Source organism: Candidatus Contubernalis alkalaceticus (genome assembly GCF_022558445.1).
Taxonomy (GTDB): domain Bacteria; phylum Bacillota; class Dethiobacteria; order SKNC01; family SKNC01; genus Contubernalis; species Contubernalis alkaliaceticus.
Map to the genome: position 1 here is coordinate 2,174,844 of NZ_CP054699.1, position 20,158 is coordinate 2,195,001.

At 37.5% G+C, this 20,158-nt stretch carries 23 protein-coding genes; 3 read left to right on the top strand and 20 right to left on the bottom strand.

Annotated elements, in window-relative coordinates:
* Positions 1–114 precede the first annotated feature (114 nt).
* The 17 genes from HUE98_RS10895 to sigK all read right to left on the bottom strand — a co-directional run bounded on the left by HUE98_RS10895 (position 115) and on the right by sigK (position 13,770).
* Positions 115–630 carry a shikimate kinase gene (locus tag HUE98_RS10895; protein WP_241420678.1) on the bottom strand — a complete coding sequence of 172 codons (516 nt, stop codon included), beginning with the start codon at positions 628–630 and terminating at the stop codon, positions 115–117.
* Between the two features lie 264 nt (positions 631–894).
* Entirely contained in the window at positions 895–1,374 is a 480-nt protein-coding gene (locus HUE98_RS17660) for a GspH/FimT family pseudopilin (RefSeq protein WP_277623666.1), read from the bottom strand.
* Between the two features lie 52 nt (positions 1,375–1,426).
* The gene (locus tag HUE98_RS10905) at positions 1,427–1,840 is read right to left on the bottom strand and encodes a hypothetical protein (RefSeq protein WP_241420679.1); all 414 of its coding nucleotides are present in this window, start codon (positions 1,838–1,840) and stop codon (positions 1,427–1,429) included.
* A 6-nt stretch (positions 1,841–1,846) separates the two neighbouring features.
* Positions 1,847–2,305, bottom strand: a complete 459-nt coding sequence (locus tag HUE98_RS10910) for a PilW family protein (RefSeq protein WP_241420680.1) — start codon at positions 2,303–2,305, stop codon at positions 1,847–1,849.
* A gap of 4 nt (positions 2,306–2,309) precedes the next feature.
* Positions 2,310–2,735 carry a type IV pilus modification PilV family protein gene (locus HUE98_RS10915; RefSeq protein ID WP_241420681.1) on the bottom strand — a complete coding sequence of 142 codons (426 nt, stop codon included), beginning with the start codon at positions 2,733–2,735 and terminating at the stop codon, positions 2,310–2,312.
* A gap of 104 nt (positions 2,736–2,839) precedes the next feature.
* A complete protein-coding gene (locus tag HUE98_RS10920; RefSeq protein ID WP_241420682.1) occupies positions 2,840–3,391 on the bottom strand; it encodes a hypothetical protein in 552 nt (183 codons plus the stop codon).
* Positions 3,375–3,923, bottom strand: a complete 549-nt coding sequence (locus tag HUE98_RS10925; protein ID WP_241420683.1) for a hypothetical protein — start codon at positions 3,921–3,923, stop codon at positions 3,375–3,377. Before HUE98_RS10925 ends, HUE98_RS10920 begins: the two co-directional genes overlap by 17 nt.
* Positions 3,916–4,905, bottom strand: coding sequence for a type IV pilus biogenesis protein PilM (pilM, locus tag HUE98_RS10930; protein ID WP_241420684.1), 990 nt, complete (start codon positions 4,903–4,905; stop codon positions 3,916–3,918). The genes HUE98_RS10925 and pilM overlap by 8 nt, the downstream gene beginning before the upstream one ends.
* Before the next feature lie 14 nt (positions 4,906–4,919).
* Positions 4,920–5,669, bottom strand: a complete 750-nt coding sequence (locus HUE98_RS10935; protein WP_241420685.1) for a prepilin peptidase — start codon at positions 5,667–5,669, stop codon at positions 4,920–4,922.
* A gap of 82 nt (positions 5,670–5,751) precedes the next feature.
* Positions 5,752–6,963, bottom strand: a complete 1,212-nt coding sequence (locus HUE98_RS10940; RefSeq protein ID WP_241420686.1) for a type II secretion system F family protein — start codon at positions 6,961–6,963, stop codon at positions 5,752–5,754.
* 28 nt (positions 6,964–6,991) lie between these two features.
* Positions 6,992–8,683 (bottom strand): GspE/PulE family protein, encoded by a 1,692-nt coding sequence (locus tag HUE98_RS10945; RefSeq protein ID WP_241420687.1) that lies wholly within the window; start codon positions 8,681–8,683, stop codon positions 6,992–6,994.
* 155 nt (positions 8,684–8,838) lie between these two features.
* Positions 8,839–9,174 carry a competence type IV pilus major pilin ComGC gene (locus HUE98_RS17665; protein ID WP_277623667.1) on the bottom strand — a complete coding sequence of 112 codons (336 nt, stop codon included), beginning with the start codon at positions 9,172–9,174 and terminating at the stop codon, positions 8,839–8,841.
* Positions 9,175–9,361: 187 nt separating this feature from the next.
* A complete protein-coding gene (locus tag HUE98_RS10955) occupies positions 9,362–9,907 on the bottom strand; it encodes a sigma-70 family RNA polymerase sigma factor (protein ID WP_241420688.1) in 546 nt (181 codons plus the stop codon).
* Positions 9,908–10,239: 332 nt separating this feature from the next.
* Positions 10,240–11,277 carry a type IV pilus twitching motility protein PilT gene (locus tag HUE98_RS10960; protein ID WP_241420689.1) on the bottom strand — a complete coding sequence of 346 codons (1,038 nt, stop codon included), beginning with the start codon at positions 11,275–11,277 and terminating at the stop codon, positions 10,240–10,242.
* 223 nt (positions 11,278–11,500) lie between these two features.
* Positions 11,501–12,343, bottom strand: coding sequence for a shikimate dehydrogenase (aroE, locus tag HUE98_RS10965; protein ID WP_241420690.1), 843 nt, complete (start codon positions 12,341–12,343; stop codon positions 11,501–11,503).
* 129 nt (positions 12,344–12,472) lie between these two features.
* A complete protein-coding gene (locus HUE98_RS10970; RefSeq protein WP_241420691.1) occupies positions 12,473–12,982 on the bottom strand; it encodes a YqeG family HAD IIIA-type phosphatase in 510 nt (169 codons plus the stop codon).
* A 77-nt stretch (positions 12,983–13,059) separates the two neighbouring features.
* Positions 13,060–13,770, bottom strand: a complete 711-nt coding sequence (gene sigK, locus HUE98_RS10975) for an RNA polymerase sporulation sigma factor SigK (protein WP_241420692.1) — start codon at positions 13,768–13,770, stop codon at positions 13,060–13,062.
* A gap of 239 nt (positions 13,771–14,009) precedes the next feature.
* On the opposite strand from sigK, the gene HUE98_RS10980 reads away from it, so the two are divergent.
* Positions 14,010–14,717: a LytR/AlgR family response regulator transcription factor gene (locus HUE98_RS10980; protein ID WP_241420693.1), complete on the top strand. Its 708-nt coding sequence runs from the start codon at positions 14,010–14,012 to the stop codon at positions 14,715–14,717.
* Positions 14,704–15,960, top strand: a complete 1,257-nt coding sequence (locus HUE98_RS10985; protein WP_241420694.1) for a sensor histidine kinase — start codon at positions 14,704–14,706, stop codon at positions 15,958–15,960. Before HUE98_RS10980 ends, HUE98_RS10985 begins: the two co-directional genes overlap by 14 nt.
* Positions 15,961–16,027: 67 nt before the next feature.
* Here the strand turns inward: HUE98_RS10985 and HUE98_RS18120 are convergent, their stop codons facing one another.
* The 3 genes from HUE98_RS18120 to HUE98_RS10995 all read right to left on the bottom strand — a co-directional run bounded on the left by HUE98_RS18120 (position 16,028) and on the right by HUE98_RS10995 (position 18,477).
* Positions 16,028–16,162 (bottom strand): cyclic lactone autoinducer peptide, encoded by a 135-nt coding sequence (locus HUE98_RS18120; protein ID WP_407080260.1) that lies wholly within the window; start codon positions 16,160–16,162, stop codon positions 16,028–16,030.
* The gene (locus HUE98_RS10990) at positions 16,119–16,709 is read right to left on the bottom strand and encodes an accessory gene regulator B family protein (protein ID WP_241420695.1); all 591 of its coding nucleotides are present in this window, start codon (positions 16,707–16,709) and stop codon (positions 16,119–16,121) included. The genes HUE98_RS18120 and HUE98_RS10990 overlap by 44 nt, the downstream gene beginning before the upstream one ends.
* 133 nt (positions 16,710–16,842) lie before the next feature.
* Positions 16,843–18,477 (bottom strand): peptidoglycan D,D-transpeptidase FtsI family protein, encoded by a 1,635-nt coding sequence (locus HUE98_RS10995; RefSeq protein ID WP_241420696.1) that lies wholly within the window; start codon positions 18,475–18,477, stop codon positions 16,843–16,845.
* Positions 18,478–18,716: 239 nt separating this feature from the next.
* On the opposite strand from HUE98_RS10995, the gene HUE98_RS11000 reads away from it, so the two are divergent.
* Positions 18,717–20,120: a PP2C family protein-serine/threonine phosphatase gene (locus HUE98_RS11000; protein WP_241420697.1), complete on the top strand. Its 1,404-nt coding sequence runs from the start codon at positions 18,717–18,719 to the stop codon at positions 20,118–20,120.
* The last annotated feature ends 38 nt before the right edge of the window (positions 20,121–20,158 follow it).

Below are 20,158 nucleotides of genomic sequence, written 5' to 3' on the forward strand. Positions count from 1 at the left end.
ATATGAACTTATCTCATTTTATAGGATTTATGTTTTAATGTCTACCTTAAATAAACCACTTATTAGAAATGTTAGCAACTTTTAAGTAACCTTAGTATTTTTCCCCTAACAACCCTATTTTCCCTCTAATTCTTTAACTATTTTAAAAATTCTTTTCGCCACTTCCTCCGGACTTTTACCATCAGTCTCAATAGAATGGGAAACTTCATTATAAATTGATTGTCTTTCTGATAGAATCATTCGAATTTTATTTAATGGATCCTTACCCTCCAAAAGCGGTCTGCCTCCAGCCCCACCTACCCTCCGATAAATTTCTTCAGGGGAGGCAGAAAGACAGAATAAGAGCCCACCGTCCTTCAATAGTTTCCTGTTTTCCTGCTTTAACAAGGAACCTCCTCCGGTAGATATGACCTGTCCCTCTCTCTTTAGAACTCTTTTAATCGCCTGAGTCTCCAACTTACGAAAATAATCTTCCCCTTTTTCTTTAAAAATATTAGAAATACTTTTCATCTCCATCTCTTCTACCACTGCATCAATATCTATAAAGGGACATTTCAAATACTGAGACAGTTTAATTCCAGTTACCGTCTTTCCTGTTCCCATAAAACCTGAAATTATAATATTTCTCATAACAAAAATGCCCCCCTTAAAGAAGCCTGTCAGCTTAAATATTTGCTTATTAACCTCTGTTATCAGCCAAAAACCTGATAAAGTTATTTTACACCAAGTGAACTGGTTTCAGCAAGCTGAAACATGGAAAATCAGGTGGAGTAGAGTCTCCACCTGATTAGAAGCCCCACCCTAAGCTAACGCATAGAGGTAGGAGTCTTATACCTTAAAAAAAAGAGATAAAGGAAAAAACAGAACGAGTAAACCCCGAAGACGCATCCAGGCCTAGGGAGGGTTTTTGCTAATTCTAACCCTTCCGGTAACGGGTGTAATAATAACGTACAACTTGTCCCCCCGGCGGTTTTCCAGGCCCACATGTCCTCCCTGGTTAGGTGTTCCCAAGCTATTAAAAGTTAAGGTTTCCCTTCCTCCGGACTTTGGAAAATTAATAGCACAAATACTTATCCCCTGAGGGATATCTATCCATTCCTTCACCAAAGACAGTTCAACCATATATAAGTTTGAAAATCTGTGAAATACCAGACGGGTAAACTGGTTAGTGGTGATGGCATGACTTTGGGCTAGACGCATATTAGCTGCCATTTTACCGGCAGTGGTATCTAAAGAATGGTAATCTAGGACCATATCTAAGACAGGAATAACCACTGCCGTCAGGATTCCTAAAATCGTTAGAACCAACAATACTTCAATCAGAGAAAACCCTTTCTGTTGGTTATTAAACAACCTTTCAAGCGGAGAAAACATATGTCCTTATCCTTCCCTAAAAAAAATTGAATCTTTCATGAACACATTAACTTTAAAAACTTAAATCAAGATTATCTAGATTTAAATCGACTTCTGAACCATTCTTGGTAAAATCTATGGGGATTACAACTGTAAGCGTTTCTTTTGCTTTCCCTACGTATCCGCTGGAAACGATAACTCTTCCACTGCCCTCTATTTCCCCCAGTACAATTTCTATGAAACCGTCTTCCAAGAAGATCAATTCCAGATTTCCCGAAGGGAAAGAAGGGTCTTTATATAACAAGGCATATGCCAATTCAACCCCTGCTTCAGCAGCATAATACGCCATGGTATTTTCTTGATGGTTAGAAGCGATGGTAAACTCAATGAGGGCACAATGTAAAAAAACACCTCCCAAAAGCAGTAATACGGATACCGAAATCATTACTACCACTAGAACAGCGCCCCGCCTATTTGTTATAACCACACCCTCCTACCCCCCGACATTTCTGGGTTTTACTGCTGAAGACAACGAGTATTCCTGTCCCTCTTTTTCTACGGTAACACGATAATGAATTACGCCGTCCTCCCCTTGGAAAATATCCAGGCTCTTTACATAACTTGCAACCTTGGTTACCCCTGGTCCAATCAATAATTCCAAATCCCGGTTCCTTACCCGAAAAAAGTATAACCTGGAATCTCCTGGAAGATTAAAATGTATCTGGTTTCCCTGGGAATACACAAGGTAATCCTCTGCCTTTATTAATTCTTTATCCATTCGTGCTATGGCTGCCCGGCCATTCTGCTGTAGATCCCAGCGGTGAGAACCTCGGGAGTAGGAATTTACCCCCATGTAATAAAACCCATAGGCAGAGACCAGCACCATACCTAAAAGCCCTATACAGATAATTAATTCTAATAGAATAAAACCATTCTGCCTGTGTAGACGCATCCCATTACCTACCAGACAGGAAGGAAGTAAGCACTACTTCCTGATCAGTTCTATCAAAATAATTAACGTATACAGTTATTTCCAATACTTCAACAGATTCGGTGCTAAACCCATTCTGCACTTCCCTAAAAACATGCTGAACTTCATAGAAACAGTTGTAACCTTCTTCTACCCAACTTTCTCTCTTGGGATACAGAGAATGTTGACCCTCTATAGTCTCCACCAACTTATCAAAACCTTGAGCCTTTATTAATTCCATACCCTCTCGAGAATAGGACACTGCTATTGTCTTCATACCGGCAGACTGAGTAATAAGGAAACCCTGCAAAAAAAGCGACAAAAAGGGCCCTGACACAACAGCCAATACGGCTACAGATAAAAGAACTTCGATCAGGGTAAATCCCCGGTTTTTATTTTTTAGCCTCACCATCAAAGTTTATCTTCCTTTCTATGTTTAAAACCTTTACCTTCTCCCTCTACTGCTCATAATCTGGAAAATGATCCTAAAAAATCCAGACACCAAAGCCAGTGATATTAAAAACGCAGCGTCCCCTTCACCCTGAGGTTACAATATAACATTGGGGTTCCTTTTTGAAAACTAAGTTTTTCTACCATCAATCCCGGAAAATTTGCTTCAATATTATTGATATAACTCAATAAATCCTCTTGGGTACCTTCAAAAGTTATATCCAGTATCATGAAACCGTAACTAGACTCTTGGGGGAACACAACACCCCCAAGTTCTATCTCCTGGTGTTTAAAATTTAAAAATAATAATGCTTCCTCCATCATTGTAAATACTTCCTCCAGCTGACTGCCACAAAAGGTAAGGTACTCCAGTTCGTTGAAAGACTCCTCCAAATCTACCAGTTTCTCTTTCCCCTTAACAGTATTCAGATACTGCTTATATTGAATTATATCCTCCTTCAGCCGTTGGTTTTCTACTTTTACGTTTTTCAAACTTTTGTATGAGGGATAATAATAGAACAACCAGGCGAAAACAGGCAGTATAATTATAAATACAGTCAAGTAAATTTTTAGGTTTAATACAGTTACCAGCTTTTCTTTTTTATCCCACACTTTCATCAAATCCCATCCATATAAATTTTCCTTGGAAATAAAACCCATAGGAGCCTTCCATCTCCACTTGTTCATAGGCATATGTATAAATCATTTGACTTTTCTTAAGTTCCGAAAGAAATCGCACCAATTCCTTTAAATTTTCTGAACCAGCAGTAAAATTTACATTCCCTTCTTTATCCATTTGAAAATCCTGTATTATAATATTATTACCGCAAGTATTTAAGATTAGATATAGATAAGGATACCAGCCTTTTCCAATATCTATATGCATCTCCAATTGATCTATCCTTTCCTGCATTGTCTGTATCGAATCCTGGACTTCCTGCTCCTGCATCATCTGCTGTTTAAGTCTTTGATATTCTTCCTTCAGTTCCTTTGATTTCAATATTTCCTCTTGGATAAAAAGTTCTAAAAACAACCCGGCAGCGATCAGGATAAAAACAAATATAACAAATAAAGTAACCATCATCACCCGAGGAAAGTAAAATTCATTTTTAAAGATAAATTCTCTGGGCCTCAGATCAATATCACCCATGGCTCCACCCCCTTAAAGCCAATCCTGCAGCAGTATACATTAACTTTTTATCCTCTCTAATTTTATAAAAAGAACTTCCAGGATAATCATGATGCAAAAAACCCAGGAGTTCCAGTGGTTCTGTTTGAATCTTTAAATTATCTACCAGATAATTTTGCAATCCAGCTATTTCCGACAATCCGCCTGTTAAATAGAGCTTTTCAATTTTTAAATCTTCCAGAGAAGTTCGGTAGACAAAATACCCGATTGTCTGCTGCAGCACCTTAACCAGCTCACCTGCTGCAGTATTTACTTTCCCATGCCCTTCTAAAACCTTTTTACCTAACGGTAAGCAGCGGAAAAACTTATAATATCTTCCTTTTACTAAAATAACTTTAGAAGTCTCTACCCCCAAATCCAGTAAAAGACAGTATTTACCCTCTCTATTATTTTGAGCTGCTTTTCTCCCAATAAGGTAATTAAACAGACGAAGCATTGCTAAAGGCTCTACTTCCAAAGCAGTTGGATACAGCCCTGCCCCCTGAAGGGCTTCCATGTATCCATTGACCACCTCCTTTGGCGCTGCTGCCAACAAGATTTCCAGATGTCCTTCAGGTAAATATCGTAGAAGACAATAATCATAGACCACTTGTTTTATAGGAAGGGAAATATGTTTTTCAGCCTCAAATTTCATGCACTTTAAGAGTTCACCTTTCCCCATGGGAGGAAGGGCCAACAAACTAAACATGACATTTTCGCTTCCAAGAGATATAACGGCTTTTTTCACTGGAAAATACTTTTTCTTGATACCCTTCAAACAGATAGAAATTTTTCTGGTGTCTATCACTTTTCCATCTCCGACTGCTCCTCCCGGAGTTTTTACACAATCATACCGACTTAATATAATATTACCTTTCCTTTTCTTTAGCTGAACAACTTTAATCATATCTACCCCTATATCAATACCCAAACAAGAAAATTTACCGGCTATATTCAAAAGCATCACCTACTCTTCTATCATAATAAACCCATAAAACTTAAGTATGTATTGATAATATCGTTACCCCATAAAATTGAAACAAAAATGCCAAAAGCCAAAAAGGGTCCAAAGGGAATAGGGTCTTTTCTCTTTTTAATTTTTAACAATAATAGCATCAAGCCTACAGCAGCTCCACACAAAAACCCTAAATATAGAGCAAAACCAGTTAACTGTGGGCCCATAAAAAAACCAGCGGCAAACATCATCTTAATATCTCCGCCTCCCATGCCACCGTTATACACGATAGCTAAAATAAATAAAAAACCGCCCCCCAGCAAAGACCCAAATAGTGCGTGTAACCATAGAATTTCCGGAATTATAACCTGCCAGCCCAAGCCCCATAACAACAATATCATTACCAATCGGTTAGGAATAATTTGATGATCCAAATCGATAAAAAAAACAACAATTAAAAGGGAAAATAAAAACAAGTACTTTACCAAAAATAAGTCATAACCAATTTTGAAAACTGTAATATAAAAAACTATTGCCGTCAGCAGTTCTACTAAAGGATAGCGGGAACCGATATAATTTTTACAATAACGGCATTTCCCTTTTAGAAAAAAATAGCTTAATACCGGCACCAGATCCTCAGGGGCCAAAACTCTATCACAGTGAGCACAGTGGGATGAATTAATAATTATTGACTCACGTATGGGTAAGCGAAATATGCATACGTTTAAAAAGGAACCTATCATCAAACCAAATAAAGCAGCAGAAACAGCCACAGTTGATAAATCTCCTCTGCTAATAATTAAAAACCCGGATAAAAGAAATTATCTCTCTCATCTTTTATTTCCCCTACCAACTTCAACCAATATGCTGAAAAACCTGAAACATAGGAATCAATACCGACAATACGATAATTCCTACCAGGAAAGCCATTAAAACGATTATCAACGGCTCGATAAGACTATTCAATCGTTCTAGGGCATATTTAATATCAGATTCTAAAATTTCTGCCGTTTTGCCTAACATAAAATCCAAAGAACTACTTTCCTCTCCCACACTAATCATTTTGACCACCATTACAGGGAATAGTCCACTTTCCTCTAATACTGCCGCCAAACTCTGCCCCTGCCTTATCTCCTCCTGAGACTGCAGCAGCATATCCTCATAACAAGCGTTATTTACGATATTTTTTAACAGTTCAAGGGAGGTGATAATCCCCACTCCGCTCTCCAAAAGCATTTCCATATTCCTGGTAAAACGGGCCAATAAGACCTTTTGATAGACCGGACCCAAAACAGGTAGTTGAATTTTCATCAAATCAAAATATCTCATATTCTTTCTTACAAAGAAACGTAATATAATACCCGCAAGCAAACTACATACTATAATATAAAGCCAATACCTGGCCAAAAAAACTCCGATACCAGTGACTGCACGGGTTAATAACGGTAAATCCACATTCATATTCTCAAAAATATTTGTAAAGGTGGGAAGAACTTTTATGAGCAGAAAACTCACTACAAAAATGGCAACTACCAAAATAACACAAGGATATGCTGTAGCGGATCGTACCTTTTCCCACAAATCATATTCTTTTTCAAAATGCTCCGCCAATCTTATAAAAACCTTTTCTAAAAAACCACCAGCCTCTCCCGCTTCCACCATATGAACCATTACCGGAGGAAACACCCCGGGATGTTCTGCCATAGCCCGAAAAAGATAACTGCCTCCTTCAATATCCCTTTGAACCAACTCCAAAGTATTATCCAATATATAGCTGTCACCGCTCTGTCTCAAAGTCTCTAGTGCCTTTGCCATGGGAAACCCTGCAGAAAGCAGTGCACTCATTTTACGACAGAAAAACATCAAATCCCGGGCTGAAACTTTTTTTCCATATAAAACCTTCAACAACTCAGAATTACCTGCCCATGCCCTGCATTCATCAAAGCTGAGCACCACGTAACCTTGTCCCCACAGCTCAGACAAAGCCTGCTGTCTGGAACCGGCTTGGATTCTCCCAACTATATTTTTCCCTTCTTCATCTTTACCCCTATAGCGAAAAGAAGGCACATTTCCTCTCCCTTTTTAATTAATATAATTAAAACTGACCAAAGGCAACCTTTACAATCTCTTTTAAACTGGTAACACCCTCAACTGCCCTTTTCAGTCCATCTTCCTGCAGCGTGACGTAACCACTGGACTGGAACCATTGCCTTATTGCCTCAGAAGAAGGATTATCCAGCACTAATCTTTTAACCTCTTCTGTAAAAGGCATTATCTCATGAATGCCAGTTCTTCCCCGGTAACCCGTTTGATTGCATCGGCGGCAGCCCCTACCTTCAAAAAATTTTACTTCTCCTGTTTCTCCATAGAAACTATAGAAAAGTTCCCATTCTTCCAGGGAAGGCCTATATTCTATCTGACAATACGGACACAGCTTTCGAATCAGCCTCTGAGCTATCACTCCCACCAGAGAAGAAGTAATTAAAAAGCCCTCTACCCCCATATCCAAAAGGCGAACTACTGCACCCACAGCATCATTAGTATGCAGGGTAGAAAATACCAGGTGACCGGTTAAGGCTGCTCGTGTGGCAATCTGAGCAGTTTCCAGGTCACGAATTTCCCCCACCATAATAATGTTTGGGTCCTGTCGCAGTATAGTCCTTAGAGCCCGGGCAAAGGTAAGGCCTATTTTCCCATTAACCTGTACCTGGTTTATACCCTTAATGTTATATTCAACAGGTTCTTCTACGGTTATGATATTCTTCTCCTTGACATTCAATTGGTTTAACGTAGAATACAGCGTAGTGCTTTTGCCGCATCCCGTGGGGCCAGTCACCAAAATCATTCCCCTGGCAGATGTAATAAATCTCTTAAAAAGGGAATAGTTTTTTGCACTGAATCCAAGCATGTCCAAGGGAATAATAATTTTATCCCTATCTAGAAGCCTCAGTACCAGCTTTTCTCCAAAAATGGTAGGAAGGCTGGATACCCTTATGTTCAGAACTTTATCTCCCTTTTGAAAAAGTAATCTGCCATCCTGGGGAAGCCTTTTTTCTGAAATATCTAAATTGGCCATGATTTTTATGCGGGAAATCAGTTGATGCTGTAAAATTTTAGGGGGTGATATTAAATTGTGAAGTAAACCATCCACACGAAGCCTGATAATCATACCATCATCCTGGGGCTCAATATGTATGTCACTGGCCCCCTCTTTAAGAGCCCTGTTAATAAACGAATCAACCACCCGTATTATGGGCTCTTCTTCTTTTCCCCGTTCTTTAAGGATCATCTCATCCTTTTTTAAATGCTTGTAAACCTTTTCCCGGTCCACAGCTTTTTCTATAGATTCCTTTAACCCATAAAACTGGTCAATTAAGTTGGAAATGTCAGATTCCCCGGCAATCACCGCCTGAACTTCCAAACCAGTTACCATGGTAACACTGTCCAGGGCAACTACATTTAGAGGGTCCACCATTGCCAAAATTAACCGGGACCCCTCTTTTTTAATAGGAATTACTTGATGACGCCGGGCCAGGTCAAAGGGTATCGAGGTGGCAACCTCCGGAATAACCTCAATTTCATTGAGGTTCACGTAAGGGATATCCAACTGCTTTTCCATCAGCTCCATAAACTCATGCTCAGACAAGAAACCACACTGAATAAGAATTTTTCCTAATTTATCTCGGGAAATTTTCTGTAATGATAAAGCATATTCCAGCTGTTCTTGAGTAACTACCCCGGCTTCCAAAAGCACATTTCCCAGCTTTTTTTTATTGTACAACACCATTGATATCAACTCATTTTTCTCATTTTATTATTACATGTTGTATTATGTATTATCGATATTAGTTATGATTAACCTTTCTGTAACAAATTTTCAAATTGTCCCCACTCAACTATCCCTTTTTAAGATAAATTATTGTTAATTTTTTTCTCAAGACATTAATGATTGTGACTACACACAACATGATGGGAGCTTGTTTCAGCACCACTAATTGAATAATCTCCACCGCTGGGGCAAGTTGGGGGATCTGAGAAATAGTCGTTTATACTACCCATATCCACTGGCCAGTTATCATGAAACATATAATACTGTTGAATTGCTCCATCTAACATCCTTATATTAGCTTCACAAGCTCCCTTTTCTGCTTTTTCAGTCACCGCAGAATAAACCGGTATGGCAATAGCGACTAAAACTCCAATAATAACCACAACCACCATCAACTCCACCAACGTGAAACCTTTTTCACCCCTTGCTCTGTTGATTATTTTAAACATTTTTTAACCCTCCCTCAAAAATTATTGATATTAATAGACCTTATGAAAAATTGTAATTCCAGATTATTGTTCTTTTTAAAAATAATTACTAATCTTTATATCTTTTCCTCATACTAAGTTATACCAGCAATAAGCAAATTTAGACACTTATAAACAGAATTTTCTATTATTTTCATTAACACTTTTTTCATTCGGTCAGGGAAATCCACAATTGTTTTAACCCTTTATGGAGAATTCTTGACACTTTCCGCTGATTGATGCCCAATTTTTCCCCCACCTGCTTTTGGGTATACTCCTCAAAAAAAAGGAGATATATAATTTCTTTTTGAATTCTACTGAGACTGCCAAAAGCCTCTGATAGCAATAATTTATCTTCTACAGGAAGTTTGAAAGACTCAACAATAAATCCTGGACGGTAAAATAAGGATTCTTTTCTAATATAATGCCTTATTTCTCCTTTGATATAATGACAGGCATAAGTAGAAAAAGAAACTCCCATTTCAGGATTAAACCGTTTTACAGCTTTAAGAAGACCTTCATAGCCTGCCTGAATAAGATCCTCCCTGGAAACACTCACACAATAATGACCGGCAAAATAATACACCAGTCTTTTACCCTCTTCCATCACCCTTGAAAGATTGACTTGGTTTTTTTCCTTCATATAAGTGAAAACAGATTCTTCCAAATTGGGATTGGAATTATTTTTAATTGAAAAAAATTCCTTCTTGTGCATAACATCACACCCAATAATCTTAATACTCTCTTATTGATTTTTCATTATTTTTTATAATATAAGCTTATTTAACATCCATATTTGGTTAGCATTCTCTCCTCTTCTATATTTTTCCTCTTTTTTTATGATATTTTATACATAATTTGTATTAAATTCTTTATATTTGCACTTCTAGAAATACCTACTTCTCTAAACACTTTCCTTTTTAAAATTTTTGAAAAAAATAGCTCTTTACAAAAAAAAGGTGAGAGGGTATACCCTCTCACCTTTTTTTAACTTTTAGAAATTAAAATTTTTTTTATATTTTTGCTGTGTTAATAAAATCAGTAAAATTATTCTTCCTCTAACACATTGGCCAGCATGTCCTCTTTGGAGATAATGCCATTTTCATAAAGAGCTTTTATATGACTATCCATTGTCTGCATTCCTGGTCCACCTGCGGCTATTTCCTCATAAATTTTGTCAATACAACCTTCTCTTATATATTTTCGCACCTTCGGTGTTACGCTCAGCACTTCCGCTGCAGCAACCCTACCTTTTTCATTCTTCCGAAGAAGCAGCCGCTGAGATATAATTCCTTCCAATACCCCGGCTAATCTAAATCTTACTTGATGCTGTAGGTTATAGGGGAAAATATCTATAAACCTTTCAATGGTAGTAATAGCATCTAACGTGTGCAGGGAAGCGAAAACCAGCCGTCCTGCCTCTGCAGCCGAAATTATTACATCAACAGTTTCGGCATCCCGAACTTCTCCCACAAACACTATATCTGGATCCTGTCTGATAGATTCCTTTAGTGCCCGGTTATAGGACTCGCTGTCCTGACCCATTTCTCTCTGATTTACAATACATTTTTTATGAATAAATAAAAATTCAATGGGATCCTCTAAGGTTAAAATATGTCCGGTACGGGTCTCGTTAATCAAGTTCAGTAAGGCAGCGGTAGTTGTAGATTTACCGCTTCCTGAGGGACCTGAAAGCAGCACCAACCCCTTATTTTTACGAGTAAAATCTTTAACTGCGTCTGGAAGGCCCAGGTTCTCTAGTTGTGGAATTCCCGGCTTTATAATTCTCATAACCAGGGCTACCGTTCCTCTTTGTCTAAAAACATTCACCCTGAACCTTCCAAGGCCGTGAAGACTATATGAGAAATCACACTCGCCGTATTTAATAAAGTTATCCAGATGACTGGGAGGGATTATTTCCCTGGCGATACTTTCTGTTTCCTGGGGACGAAGGGGCGGTAGTGAAGTAGTCACTAATTTTCCATCTAATCTTAAACTGGGTGGGAAATTTACAGTTAAATGAAGGTCTGATGCTTCTTCATTTACTGCCATCTTAATCAATTTAAGTAATTTGTAATCTTCCAAATACTTTTGCCTCCTTATAATCGCTGTGAAAATTTATGCTTTACTTATAATAATAGAGTTTAAAGCTTCCCAACTTAAGATTTTCATTTTTCCATTTCTAAAGACTAAACCGGAATTTATGTCAAAGAAATCCATTGGAGGGAAAGCTTATGCTTATTTCTACAAAAATAGTTAAATTCCTGCAGTCATAAACATGTTTAGCAAAACATGAGAGGATGTCTAGCTATGTTTCCAAGGAAGCTTTCATTAATTTTTCCGAAGGGTCTAAACCTGTAAATACCTGAAATGCCTGAACCCCTTGGTACAATAACATACCTTCTCCGTTATAACTTGAAAGGCCCTTTTCCCTGGCTAATTTCATCACTTGAGTCTCTTTGGGATGATATCTCAAATCAAACAACAACATATTTGATGGAAATACATCGGGGTCAATAATCAATTCTCCTCCGGAAACCACGTCCATGGGAAGACCGTAAATTAACAGGTCACACTTTTTCATGAAAGCGTTTAAAATCTGGCCCTCTAGAGGGATACCTGTAACAGCTATATTAAATTTCTTTTTCAAAAGCTCTGAGTATTTTTGGGCTTTATCTTGGTTACGATTAGAAATAATCAGACTTTTTATGTTTTCTTTACACAAATAATAAGCAATAGACTTTGCAGCTCCCCCCAGGCCGACCATTACAACTTTTTTTCCTTGAAGCCTCACCTTCAGCTGCTCTTTTATAAATCGGGTAAAACCCCCTCCGTCCGTATTGTATCCGGTTAAAATGCCATCTTCATTTTTGACCGTATTTACGGCACCTATAACTGCCGATTCTTCAGACAGTTGATCCAACAGAGGAATTACTGATTCCTTATGAGGTGCCGTAACATTAAAACCTTTTACGTTCAAAGCTCTCAACCCTCGAACCGCATCTGATAAATCCTCAGCTTTTACCCTGAACGCCACATAAATACTGTCCAACTTAAGATGTTGAAAAGCAGTGTTATGCATCTTCGGTGAAAGGGAATGCTGGATAGGATCCCCAATCAATCCAAATATACTGGTTTTACCACTCACCATCTTTTCCACCTCCATATGACAAATATACCATATATACTTAATAATTAAAATTTAAACACAAAGAATACTCCTTGAAATATTTCAAGGAGTAAATATTTAAGCAGCTATTTACAAGTTAAATATATTCTGTTAATAACGAAGCATACCCTTACACTTTAGTCGTTTTAAGATATAACGCTCCACTTTTCTGACCACCTGGGTTCCGATAAACTCCCGTTCACTGACAGGAATTACTAAAACCGTAAACAATCCCAGGCGGTTACCACCCAGTACATCAGTAAAAATCTGATCTCCCAGCACGGCAGCCTCATCAAGGGTAATCCCCATTTTGCTCAGAGCCAGGCGAAAGGCCCCTCTCCTGGGCTTCACAGCTTTGGGAATCGCCGGAATATCTAAGGTGTCTGCAAAAACCTTTACCCTTCCCAAAGAATTGTTAGAAACTATACAGACTTTAAAATCATTTTCCTTTAAATAACGAAACCACTCCTCAAGCTCAGGCATTACGGTGCTCTCACCCCAGGGGATTAGGGTATTATCTAAATCAGTGATAATACCTTTAATTCCCTTTATTTTTAACTTGTTCAGATCCAGTTCATAAATGGAGTCCAGGTAAATATCAGGACATAACAAACGCAGCATATAGGCCACCTCAAAATCAATGTATTATTACCAGTACCAGTACTAGTATATTCAGTATATCACATTTAATAACCCTTTTATATGCCGCATTTTGGACACTCCTCCGCTTCAAACTCTTTAGAGAGTTTTCGGATCACTTTCTTTTCAATCCTGGATACATAGGAACGGGAAATTCCCAATTTTTTAGCAATCTCCTTTTGGGTTTTTCTTTCTCCCGTGGGCAGCCCAAATCTCATTTTTAATACTTGTTGTTCTCGGGCTTTTAAAGTCTTAATGATCTCATAAAGCTTCTTTTGGGCGATTTTAAATTCCACGGTTTCCAAAACCACGTCTGAATCGGAACCTAAAATATCAAGCAGCGTGATTTCGTTTCCCTCCTTATCTATCCCAATGGGCTCCTGAAGGGAAACTTCGGTTTTATTCTTTTTTGTGCTCCTCAAATGCATCAATATTTCGTTTTCGATACACCGGGCTGCATAAGTAGCCAACCGGGTTCCCTTCCCCTGATTAAAAGTATTAATGGCCTTTATTAAACCAATGGTCCCTATAGATATTAAGTCTTCGTTCTCTTCCTTACAGTCAAACTTTTTAATAATGTGGGCAACTAACCTCAAATTATGTTCTATCAGTTTACGCCGGGCATACTCATCCCCTTTTTCCATAAGTTGAAGATACTTCTTTTCATCCTCTTTAGACAAGGGTTTAGGGAAAGAATTATTAGTAATATAGGAGACTAAAAATATAAACTCCCGAATGGCAAGACTTAATGCACCTATCACAGGAAGCATTCATCCACCTCCAAAAATAAAGTCACCTTTATATGTATATGAATAAAGATGATGGAAGGTGCATGTTTCGACACGTTTTATAAATGTTATGTTTTTCTTTCAAACTCAATAATTTCGATAAAAGTTAAATTGAGTAAAATGTGAATTAATGGTACAATGATAATCAATAAGATAATTTAACTAATAATATCTTTTTTTAAAAAACTTAAAAAAAGAGGTTAGTTTAAATGCATATAGTAATGATTGTAGAAGATGAAGACACTACAAGAGCCCATTTAATATCCAGGGCAAAAAAGATTAACCCAGAAATAGATATAATCAGTACCGGCTCTGCAGAAGAAGCATTAACTATTGCCAAAAAAAAACAAATATCAGCTTTTTTCATTGATATCAAGCTCATTGATTATAACGGAATTGAATTAGCGAAACAGTTAAGACAAATCAGAAGATATTATTTCACCCCCATAGTATTTATCACCGCTATGGTAACCAAAGAATTGGAAGCTTTTAAAAATGTTCACTGTTATGATTTTATTATCAAGCCCTTTGGACAGAAAAAACTGGAGGAAGTTTTTAAAAAAATTTTAATTGACTATTGTTCTCACGATTTTAAAGTAGACAAGCCAAAATTATCATTAACTTTTAAGGATCATACCCAACTCATAGATGAAGCTGAAATAATATATATAGAATATTTAGAAAGAAAAATCGTAATTTATACCCTATACCAAAACATTAAATATATCCATATTCCATTAAAAACCTTTAAAAAAAACCTGTCCAATCAATTTATGCAGGTACATCAATCAATTATTGTTAATAAAAACTATATTGAGTCTATTTCATTGAAAAACCAGCAAATTAAATTAAAAGCAGCAAACAAGCATATACCCATTGGCCGAAGTTATTTAAAAAGGTTAGGTGAATATTTAAATGAGCATATTTGAATCTTTCATTTTGTCTTTTTTTGATATTTTAATGCTATTACTTATTATTTTATCTTTTCAATTACCGGAACAAAACAACTCTATCAAAAATTCTTTGGCATTTATTTTCCTGGGTACTGTGATTACCGGTTCTTTAGGATACCTTGTTTCGTCAGAACCGTTATTAATAACCTTAAACATTTTAATGACCTTTTTACTTATCAGGCTGTTAACCAAATTGCCGCTGAAAAACATACTTTTAATATACATCTTTTCCCTAATAATTATTTATAGCCTTCAACTTTCATCTATTGTTTTTCTAAGCTTGTTGATAGAAAATTTTACCTTTCATTTTGTATATGGTTTAATATCTCAAATAGTTACAACATTAGCAGTTATAGCTGTAGTTGTCTTTACGCCAATTAAAAGTATTTACCTGTTTATAACTGATGGTAATATTATCTTTCAGGCCATAATCATCAACATCTTTACTATTTATTATGTGGTTATAATGATGTGGCATACAAATTTAAGCGGCTTTTTAGAAACAACACTGGGCTTTTTAATTCTTGTTTCGGTCACACTAATTATTAACTGGCTTATTCTAAAAAACGGTCTGCAGAATCAATCCAGAGAAGAACAGATGAAAATTTATGAAACTTACTTGCCGGTTATCGACCAGCTTATTGAGGAAATTAGAATTAAACAACATGATTACCACAATCACATACAAGTGATGAAATTGCTCCAAATAGAAAAGAATAAAGCTTATCGAGATTATATGGACGACCTTTTGAAAGAAAATATTTGGTCTAAATTAATAACACTAAACAATAAAATTCTTGTAGCTTTTTTATACAGCAAGTATAACCTGGCTATAAAAAAAGGAATAGAAATAAAATTCAAAATAAAAAACTGTTTTATTAAAACAAGCTATAAAGATTATGAACTGGTTGAAATGTACGGTATATTGATAGATAATGCTTTGGAAGCGGCTGAAAAGGAAACAATCAAAGAGATAGTAATAATCATTGATTCCAACAACGAAATGAATATATTTCAATCCCGCAACAAGCACCCTTTTGTTTCATCAGAGGAGATTAAGAATATGTTTGAGCGCCACTACACATCGAAAGATAATGCTTCTAAGCATGGTATTGGACTTTCTAAAATTCAGAAATTATTAAAAAAAAGAAATGGTACCATAACCGTCTATTATGATACCATGAAGATGGAACTAATATTTACTATTCAACACCAATAGGTTGACCAATAAATTAAATCTCGTAAAGACAAAAAGTTGACCACGGAAAAAAAGTCATCGGCAGCATTTACTTGAGTGACTCAGGAATCTCCGGCTCTCCCCAGAATCCAAGGCATGCCGTGCCCGATAGGATTAGGGGGGCAGTCAATAACAATAACCTACACACTACCTGCAGCATAGTTTTTGTTTTTTCGCTTTTCATTTTCTTTCACTCCTTTGGCAATTAATATTAATAAAGCCTGTAAGATAATAACCCATAAACCATATCGCACATAGGAGCTGTTTGATAGCGGAAAAATTAGCAGGTATAATAAAGATAAAGTTACTCCTCTCATTTTTAACTTTCTCACCAGAACAGCATTTAATTTTTTAGCCGGTATAACAGGAGATATGAAATAAATTAAAAAACAGCAAACAGCAGCCACACTAAACAACAACCCATTATCAGTTAAAACCATCCTCTGAAGCATTATCGTTAGACTGCAGTACATTAAAGTAAATAGCAAACAGCTGTAGTACTTGTTCATGTGAAAGCCGCCTACATTAAATCGAAGTGGAACTGAGTATGCTAAAACAAATAAAAAATCAATAACTAACCCGAAAAAAGCAAAGAAAATCAGTAATATAGCTGCTTTGCTTAAGTCTGTTAAGACCACCTCCATTGCATAATTAATTTTATCCTGCTCAACAGAATTAAAGTCCAATTCTTTAAATATACTTGATGTTATCTTTCCTGTTAATCTCTTCATATTTTGGTCACCATACTTAAAATACCTTCAAAAGAAAATTTTGTCAATATTGTTTGACTATTTAGTTGTCTTTATTGATTATTTGGTGCCTTTTTCCAACAACAATTAAAACGACATTCCATCTTTTTTCTTCCTATCCCCTACCTAATATTTCTCCCATAATTTTGCCGTATACATAGGCGGCATTGTAACCATGACCCTTGCTCTCATCAATAAAAACCACTATTACTGCCGTGGGGAACTCTACCGGTGTAAACCCGGCAAACCAAGATCCCCCGGCCTGGACCGTCCCGGTCTTGCCTGCAGTAGCGTATCCTTCTACTGCAGCCGCCTGACCGGTTCCGAATCGGGTCACCCCAGCCATCATTAGTTTTATTTGTTTAACCGTAGAGGGAAGTAAAACAGTCCTTCCCTTGTCCCAATTAAATCTCTGCACTGTTACCCCTTTGGAGGTAGTCAACTCCATAACTACCCGGGGAGATACTAATTTTCCGTCATTGGCAATAATGGCTAATAACTGCGCAACCTGCAGGGGCGTAGCTTTAACTTGATAATGGCCTAATACCGCATTAGCAATTCCTGCGGGACTTAATAATTCTTCATAAGATGGCATACTTCCATAATTGCTTTCCCAATTTTCATGGGGTGAGGGATACAACCCCGTCCTTTCCCCCAATCCCATTTTAACGGCATATTCAATAATGCTGTCTCCCCCTATCTCCAAACCCATTTCTATAAAAGCTGAATTGCAGGAATGAGCCAAAGCTTGGCTCATGCTAACCTCACCATGGGGTCCGTGAAAACAGTTAAAAGTATGGGCGCCGGCTTCAATCTGCCCGCCGCAGGTAAACTTATCATTAATTTGATAATATCCCTTTTCCAGGGCGGCCGCGGCAACAACTAATTTGAAAACGGAAGCAGGATGATAATTCTCTAGGTTATGATTCAAATAACTTCCATCTATGTTACTGTCCGGCTGAGGACGGCTGGCCATGGCCAATATATCTCCATTCCTCGGGTCCATTACCACAACTGCTCCCCGATTGATATATTTGTCCATTTTCTCTTCCACTAATTTTTGGATTGAATAATCTAAGGTCAGCTTCACATCTAAGGGAGCTAGATTCTTTTCTGAAGGGATATACCTGTAACCCAATCCCTGTAAGATTCTGTCCCTTCCATCCAAAAACACACTTATCATTTCAGGGCTCCTGGCCTTCAGCTCATTTTCAAAAATTCCTTCTATTCCGCTTACCCCTACTTCACTTCTCAGCTGGCCTATCAAATGAACAGCCAGAGGCTCTTTACCATAGCGTTCCTTCTCCTGAGCTAAAACAATCCCGGGAATATTTAATTCTTTAATTTTCCTTGCCTGCTCCCTGGTTAATTGAATGCCTTTGCCGGGGGCAGCACAAACTGCCTTTTTATCCGAAGTAGATTTAATAATATTTTCTATTTCAATTAATTCACTACTATTAAATATACCGCCCAATGCCTCTTTGACCTCACTTGTATCTTGAATTAAAAAGGGAAAGGCAATCAGTATCTCCCGGGTATGGCCCGTCAGGGGAACTCCTTCTCTATCCAAAATATTCCCCCTACCGTCATCCAATTGATACGACGCCATTCTCTGGCTTATGGCTTCTGTGGTGAGATTTTGGGCTTGCCATATTTGTATGCTGAAAAGTTTTAGAATTAAAAGCATACAGCTTATCAGAAACATCAATAAAAGAAGGGCAATTCTCTTTTGACGATATAATCTGCCCATAAAATAATTCTCCCGTTTTTAGGTTATTTTCAACCTGTTCTGAGAGATTTATACATCTTTATACCTCTAGGTATTAAAATTTCTAAAATCTAATTTGCTTTCTCTGGACATATAAAGATTCTGGCAAAAAATTTGACAACAAGAAAAGCAGGATTTGCCTTATTTTTTGTTGAAAGGATTAGTTTACAAGTTTATTTTGATAAAATATATGGAAAGTAGGGAATAATATAGAAAACATTTTGGAACTTCTTGTAACCTTAATCAAGAATATGTCGGTCATTATTGTTCTAGCTTATGTATTAACCCGGAGCCGTATTTTTATCTCCATATTAGATGGAAACCTGGACCTAAAAAATAAGTTGTATCTGATAGTTATATTCGGTTTGTTTTCAATTTACGGCACTCTCAGTGGAACAGAAATATTAGGCGGTATCGCTAATATAAGAGACCTGGGTCCGATGATAGCTGGTCTCATGGGAGGCCCTGTTATCGGTTTGGGGTCCGGATTAATAGGGGCAGCTCACCGCTATTCTCTGGGCGGGCTTACCGCCCTGCCCTGTGCCATCTCCACCATTATTGCCGGTTTAGCCGGTGGAGTCATATTCTTACTTCGTCGGGGTCAACTGCCCGGGGTGGCCTTAGCCTCGATTTTTGCAGCTTTGATGGAGATTTTTCACATGGGCTTGGTGCTGCTGTTAGTCCGTCCTTACAATGCAGCCCTGGACCTGGTGAAACAGATATCTCTCCCCATGCTTCTTGCCAATTCACTGGGTATGGGCATATTCATTTTTATTGTTTTAAACCTGATTAAAGAGCGGGCAACAGAAGCCGATAAAAGATTAATGGAAGGAGAACTGCGGGTTGCCCGGGAAATTCAACTGAGCATCGTACCAAAGATTTTTCCGGCTTTCCCCAACCGTTCAGAGTTTGATATCCACGCGATACTTGAACCCGCCAAAGAAGTGGGAGGGGATTTATATGATTATTTCCTATTAAACGATAATACCCTTTGTTTTCTAATAGGGGATGTTTCCGGTAAAGGGGTTCCGGCATCTTTGTTTATGGCGGTAACTAAAACCTTGTTAAAAACAAGGGCACACGAAGAACAGACACCCGCACAAATATTGAACATCGTCAATAAAGAGTTATGTATAGATAATGACTCAGGTATGTTTGTAACAGTGTTTCTGGGATTTTTACATATTCCCTCAGGCCGCGTAACATGCAGTAATGCAGGACATAATCTACCCTATATCCTTAAAAAAGACGGCACCTTAGAAAAACTGCCGAAAATAGAAGGCATTGCACTGGGGGTATTTGAAGATTTCCCCTTTAATTCTTATGATTTTACCCTACAAAAGGGAGATACCCTCCTTTTGTATACCGACGGGATAAATGAAGCCATGAACTCAGCAAATGAACAGTTCGGAGATAATAGAATGGAGGCGGTTATTAAAAAGAATATTGAAACTTCTGTTAAAAAAATGACCATGGAATTAAATAATGAAGTCCGGGCTTATGCCGGCAAGGCTGAACAGTCCGATGATATTACCATTATGGCTCTTAAATATGTGAATCCAGAGTGTTTGGCCACTGAATCTGCCGATGAACCCGAGAAACCTGAGAACATGAAAACTAACTAACTCTTTAAATTTAGGAGTGATATCATTGGGAGGAATTA

What these genes read in the sequence shown, in the direction of transcription:
- HUE98_RS10970 (WP_241420691.1), bottom strand. Translation starts at nt 12,982, where the DNA reads ATGCTGCGTTTGTTATGTCCTGATATTTACCTGGACTCCATTTATGAA.
- HUE98_RS17660 (WP_277623666.1), bottom strand. Translation starts at nt 1,374, where the DNA reads ATGTTTTCTCCGCTTGAAAGGTTGTTTAATAACCAACAGAAAGGGTTT.
- HUE98_RS17665 (WP_277623667.1), bottom strand. Translation starts at nt 9,174, where the DNA reads ATGTTTAAAATAATCAACAGAGCAAGGGGTGAAAAAGGTTTCACGTTG.
- aroE (WP_241420690.1), bottom strand. Translation starts at nt 12,343, where the DNA reads ATGGTGAGTGGTAAAACCAGTATATTTGGATTGATTGGGGATCCTATC.
- HUE98_RS10995 (WP_241420696.1), bottom strand. Translation starts at nt 18,477, where the DNA reads ATGGGCAGATTATATCGTCAAAAGAGAATTGCCCTTCTTTTATTGATG.
- HUE98_RS10985 (WP_241420694.1), top strand. Translation starts at nt 14,704, where the DNA reads ATGAGCATATTTGAATCTTTCATTTTGTCTTTTTTTGATATTTTAATG.
- HUE98_RS10945 (WP_241420687.1), bottom strand. Translation starts at nt 8,683, where the DNA reads ATGGTGTTGTACAATAAAAAAAAGCTGGGAAATGTGCTTTTGGAAGCC.
- HUE98_RS10980 (WP_241420693.1), top strand. Translation starts at nt 14,010, where the DNA reads ATGATTGTAGAAGATGAAGACACTACAAGAGCCCATTTAATATCCAGG.
- HUE98_RS10955 (WP_241420688.1), bottom strand. Translation starts at nt 9,907, where the DNA reads ATGCACAAGAAGGAATTTTTTTCAATTAAAAATAATTCCAATCCCAAT.
- HUE98_RS10910 (WP_241420680.1), bottom strand. Translation starts at nt 2,305, where the DNA reads ATGCGTCTACACAGGCAGAATGGTTTTATTCTATTAGAATTAATTATC.
- HUE98_RS10920 (WP_241420682.1), bottom strand. Translation starts at nt 3,391, where the DNA reads ATGAAAGTGTGGGATAAAAAAGAAAAGCTGGTAACTGTATTAAACCTA.
- sigK (WP_241420692.1), bottom strand. Translation starts at nt 13,770, where the DNA reads ATGCTTCCTGTGATAGGTGCATTAAGTCTTGCCATTCGGGAGTTTATA.
- HUE98_RS10895 (WP_241420678.1), bottom strand. Translation starts at nt 630, where the DNA reads ATGAGAAATATTATAATTTCAGGTTTTATGGGAACAGGAAAGACGGTA.
- HUE98_RS10925 (WP_241420683.1), bottom strand. Translation starts at nt 3,923, where the DNA reads ATGGGTGATATTGATCTGAGGCCCAGAGAATTTATCTTTAAAAATGAA.
- pilM (WP_241420684.1), bottom strand. Translation starts at nt 4,905, where the DNA reads ATGCTTTTGAATATAGCCGGTAAATTTTCTTGTTTGGGTATTGATATA.
- HUE98_RS10990 (WP_241420695.1), bottom strand. Translation starts at nt 16,709, where the DNA reads ATGAAGAGATTAACAGGAAAGATAACATCAAGTATATTTAAAGAATTG.
- HUE98_RS18120 (WP_407080260.1), bottom strand. Translation starts at nt 16,162, where the DNA reads ATGAAAAGCGAAAAAACAAAAACTATGCTGCAGGTAGTGTGTAGGTTA.
- HUE98_RS10915 (WP_241420681.1), bottom strand. Translation starts at nt 2,735, where the DNA reads ATGGTGAGGCTAAAAAATAAAAACCGGGGATTTACCCTGATCGAAGTT.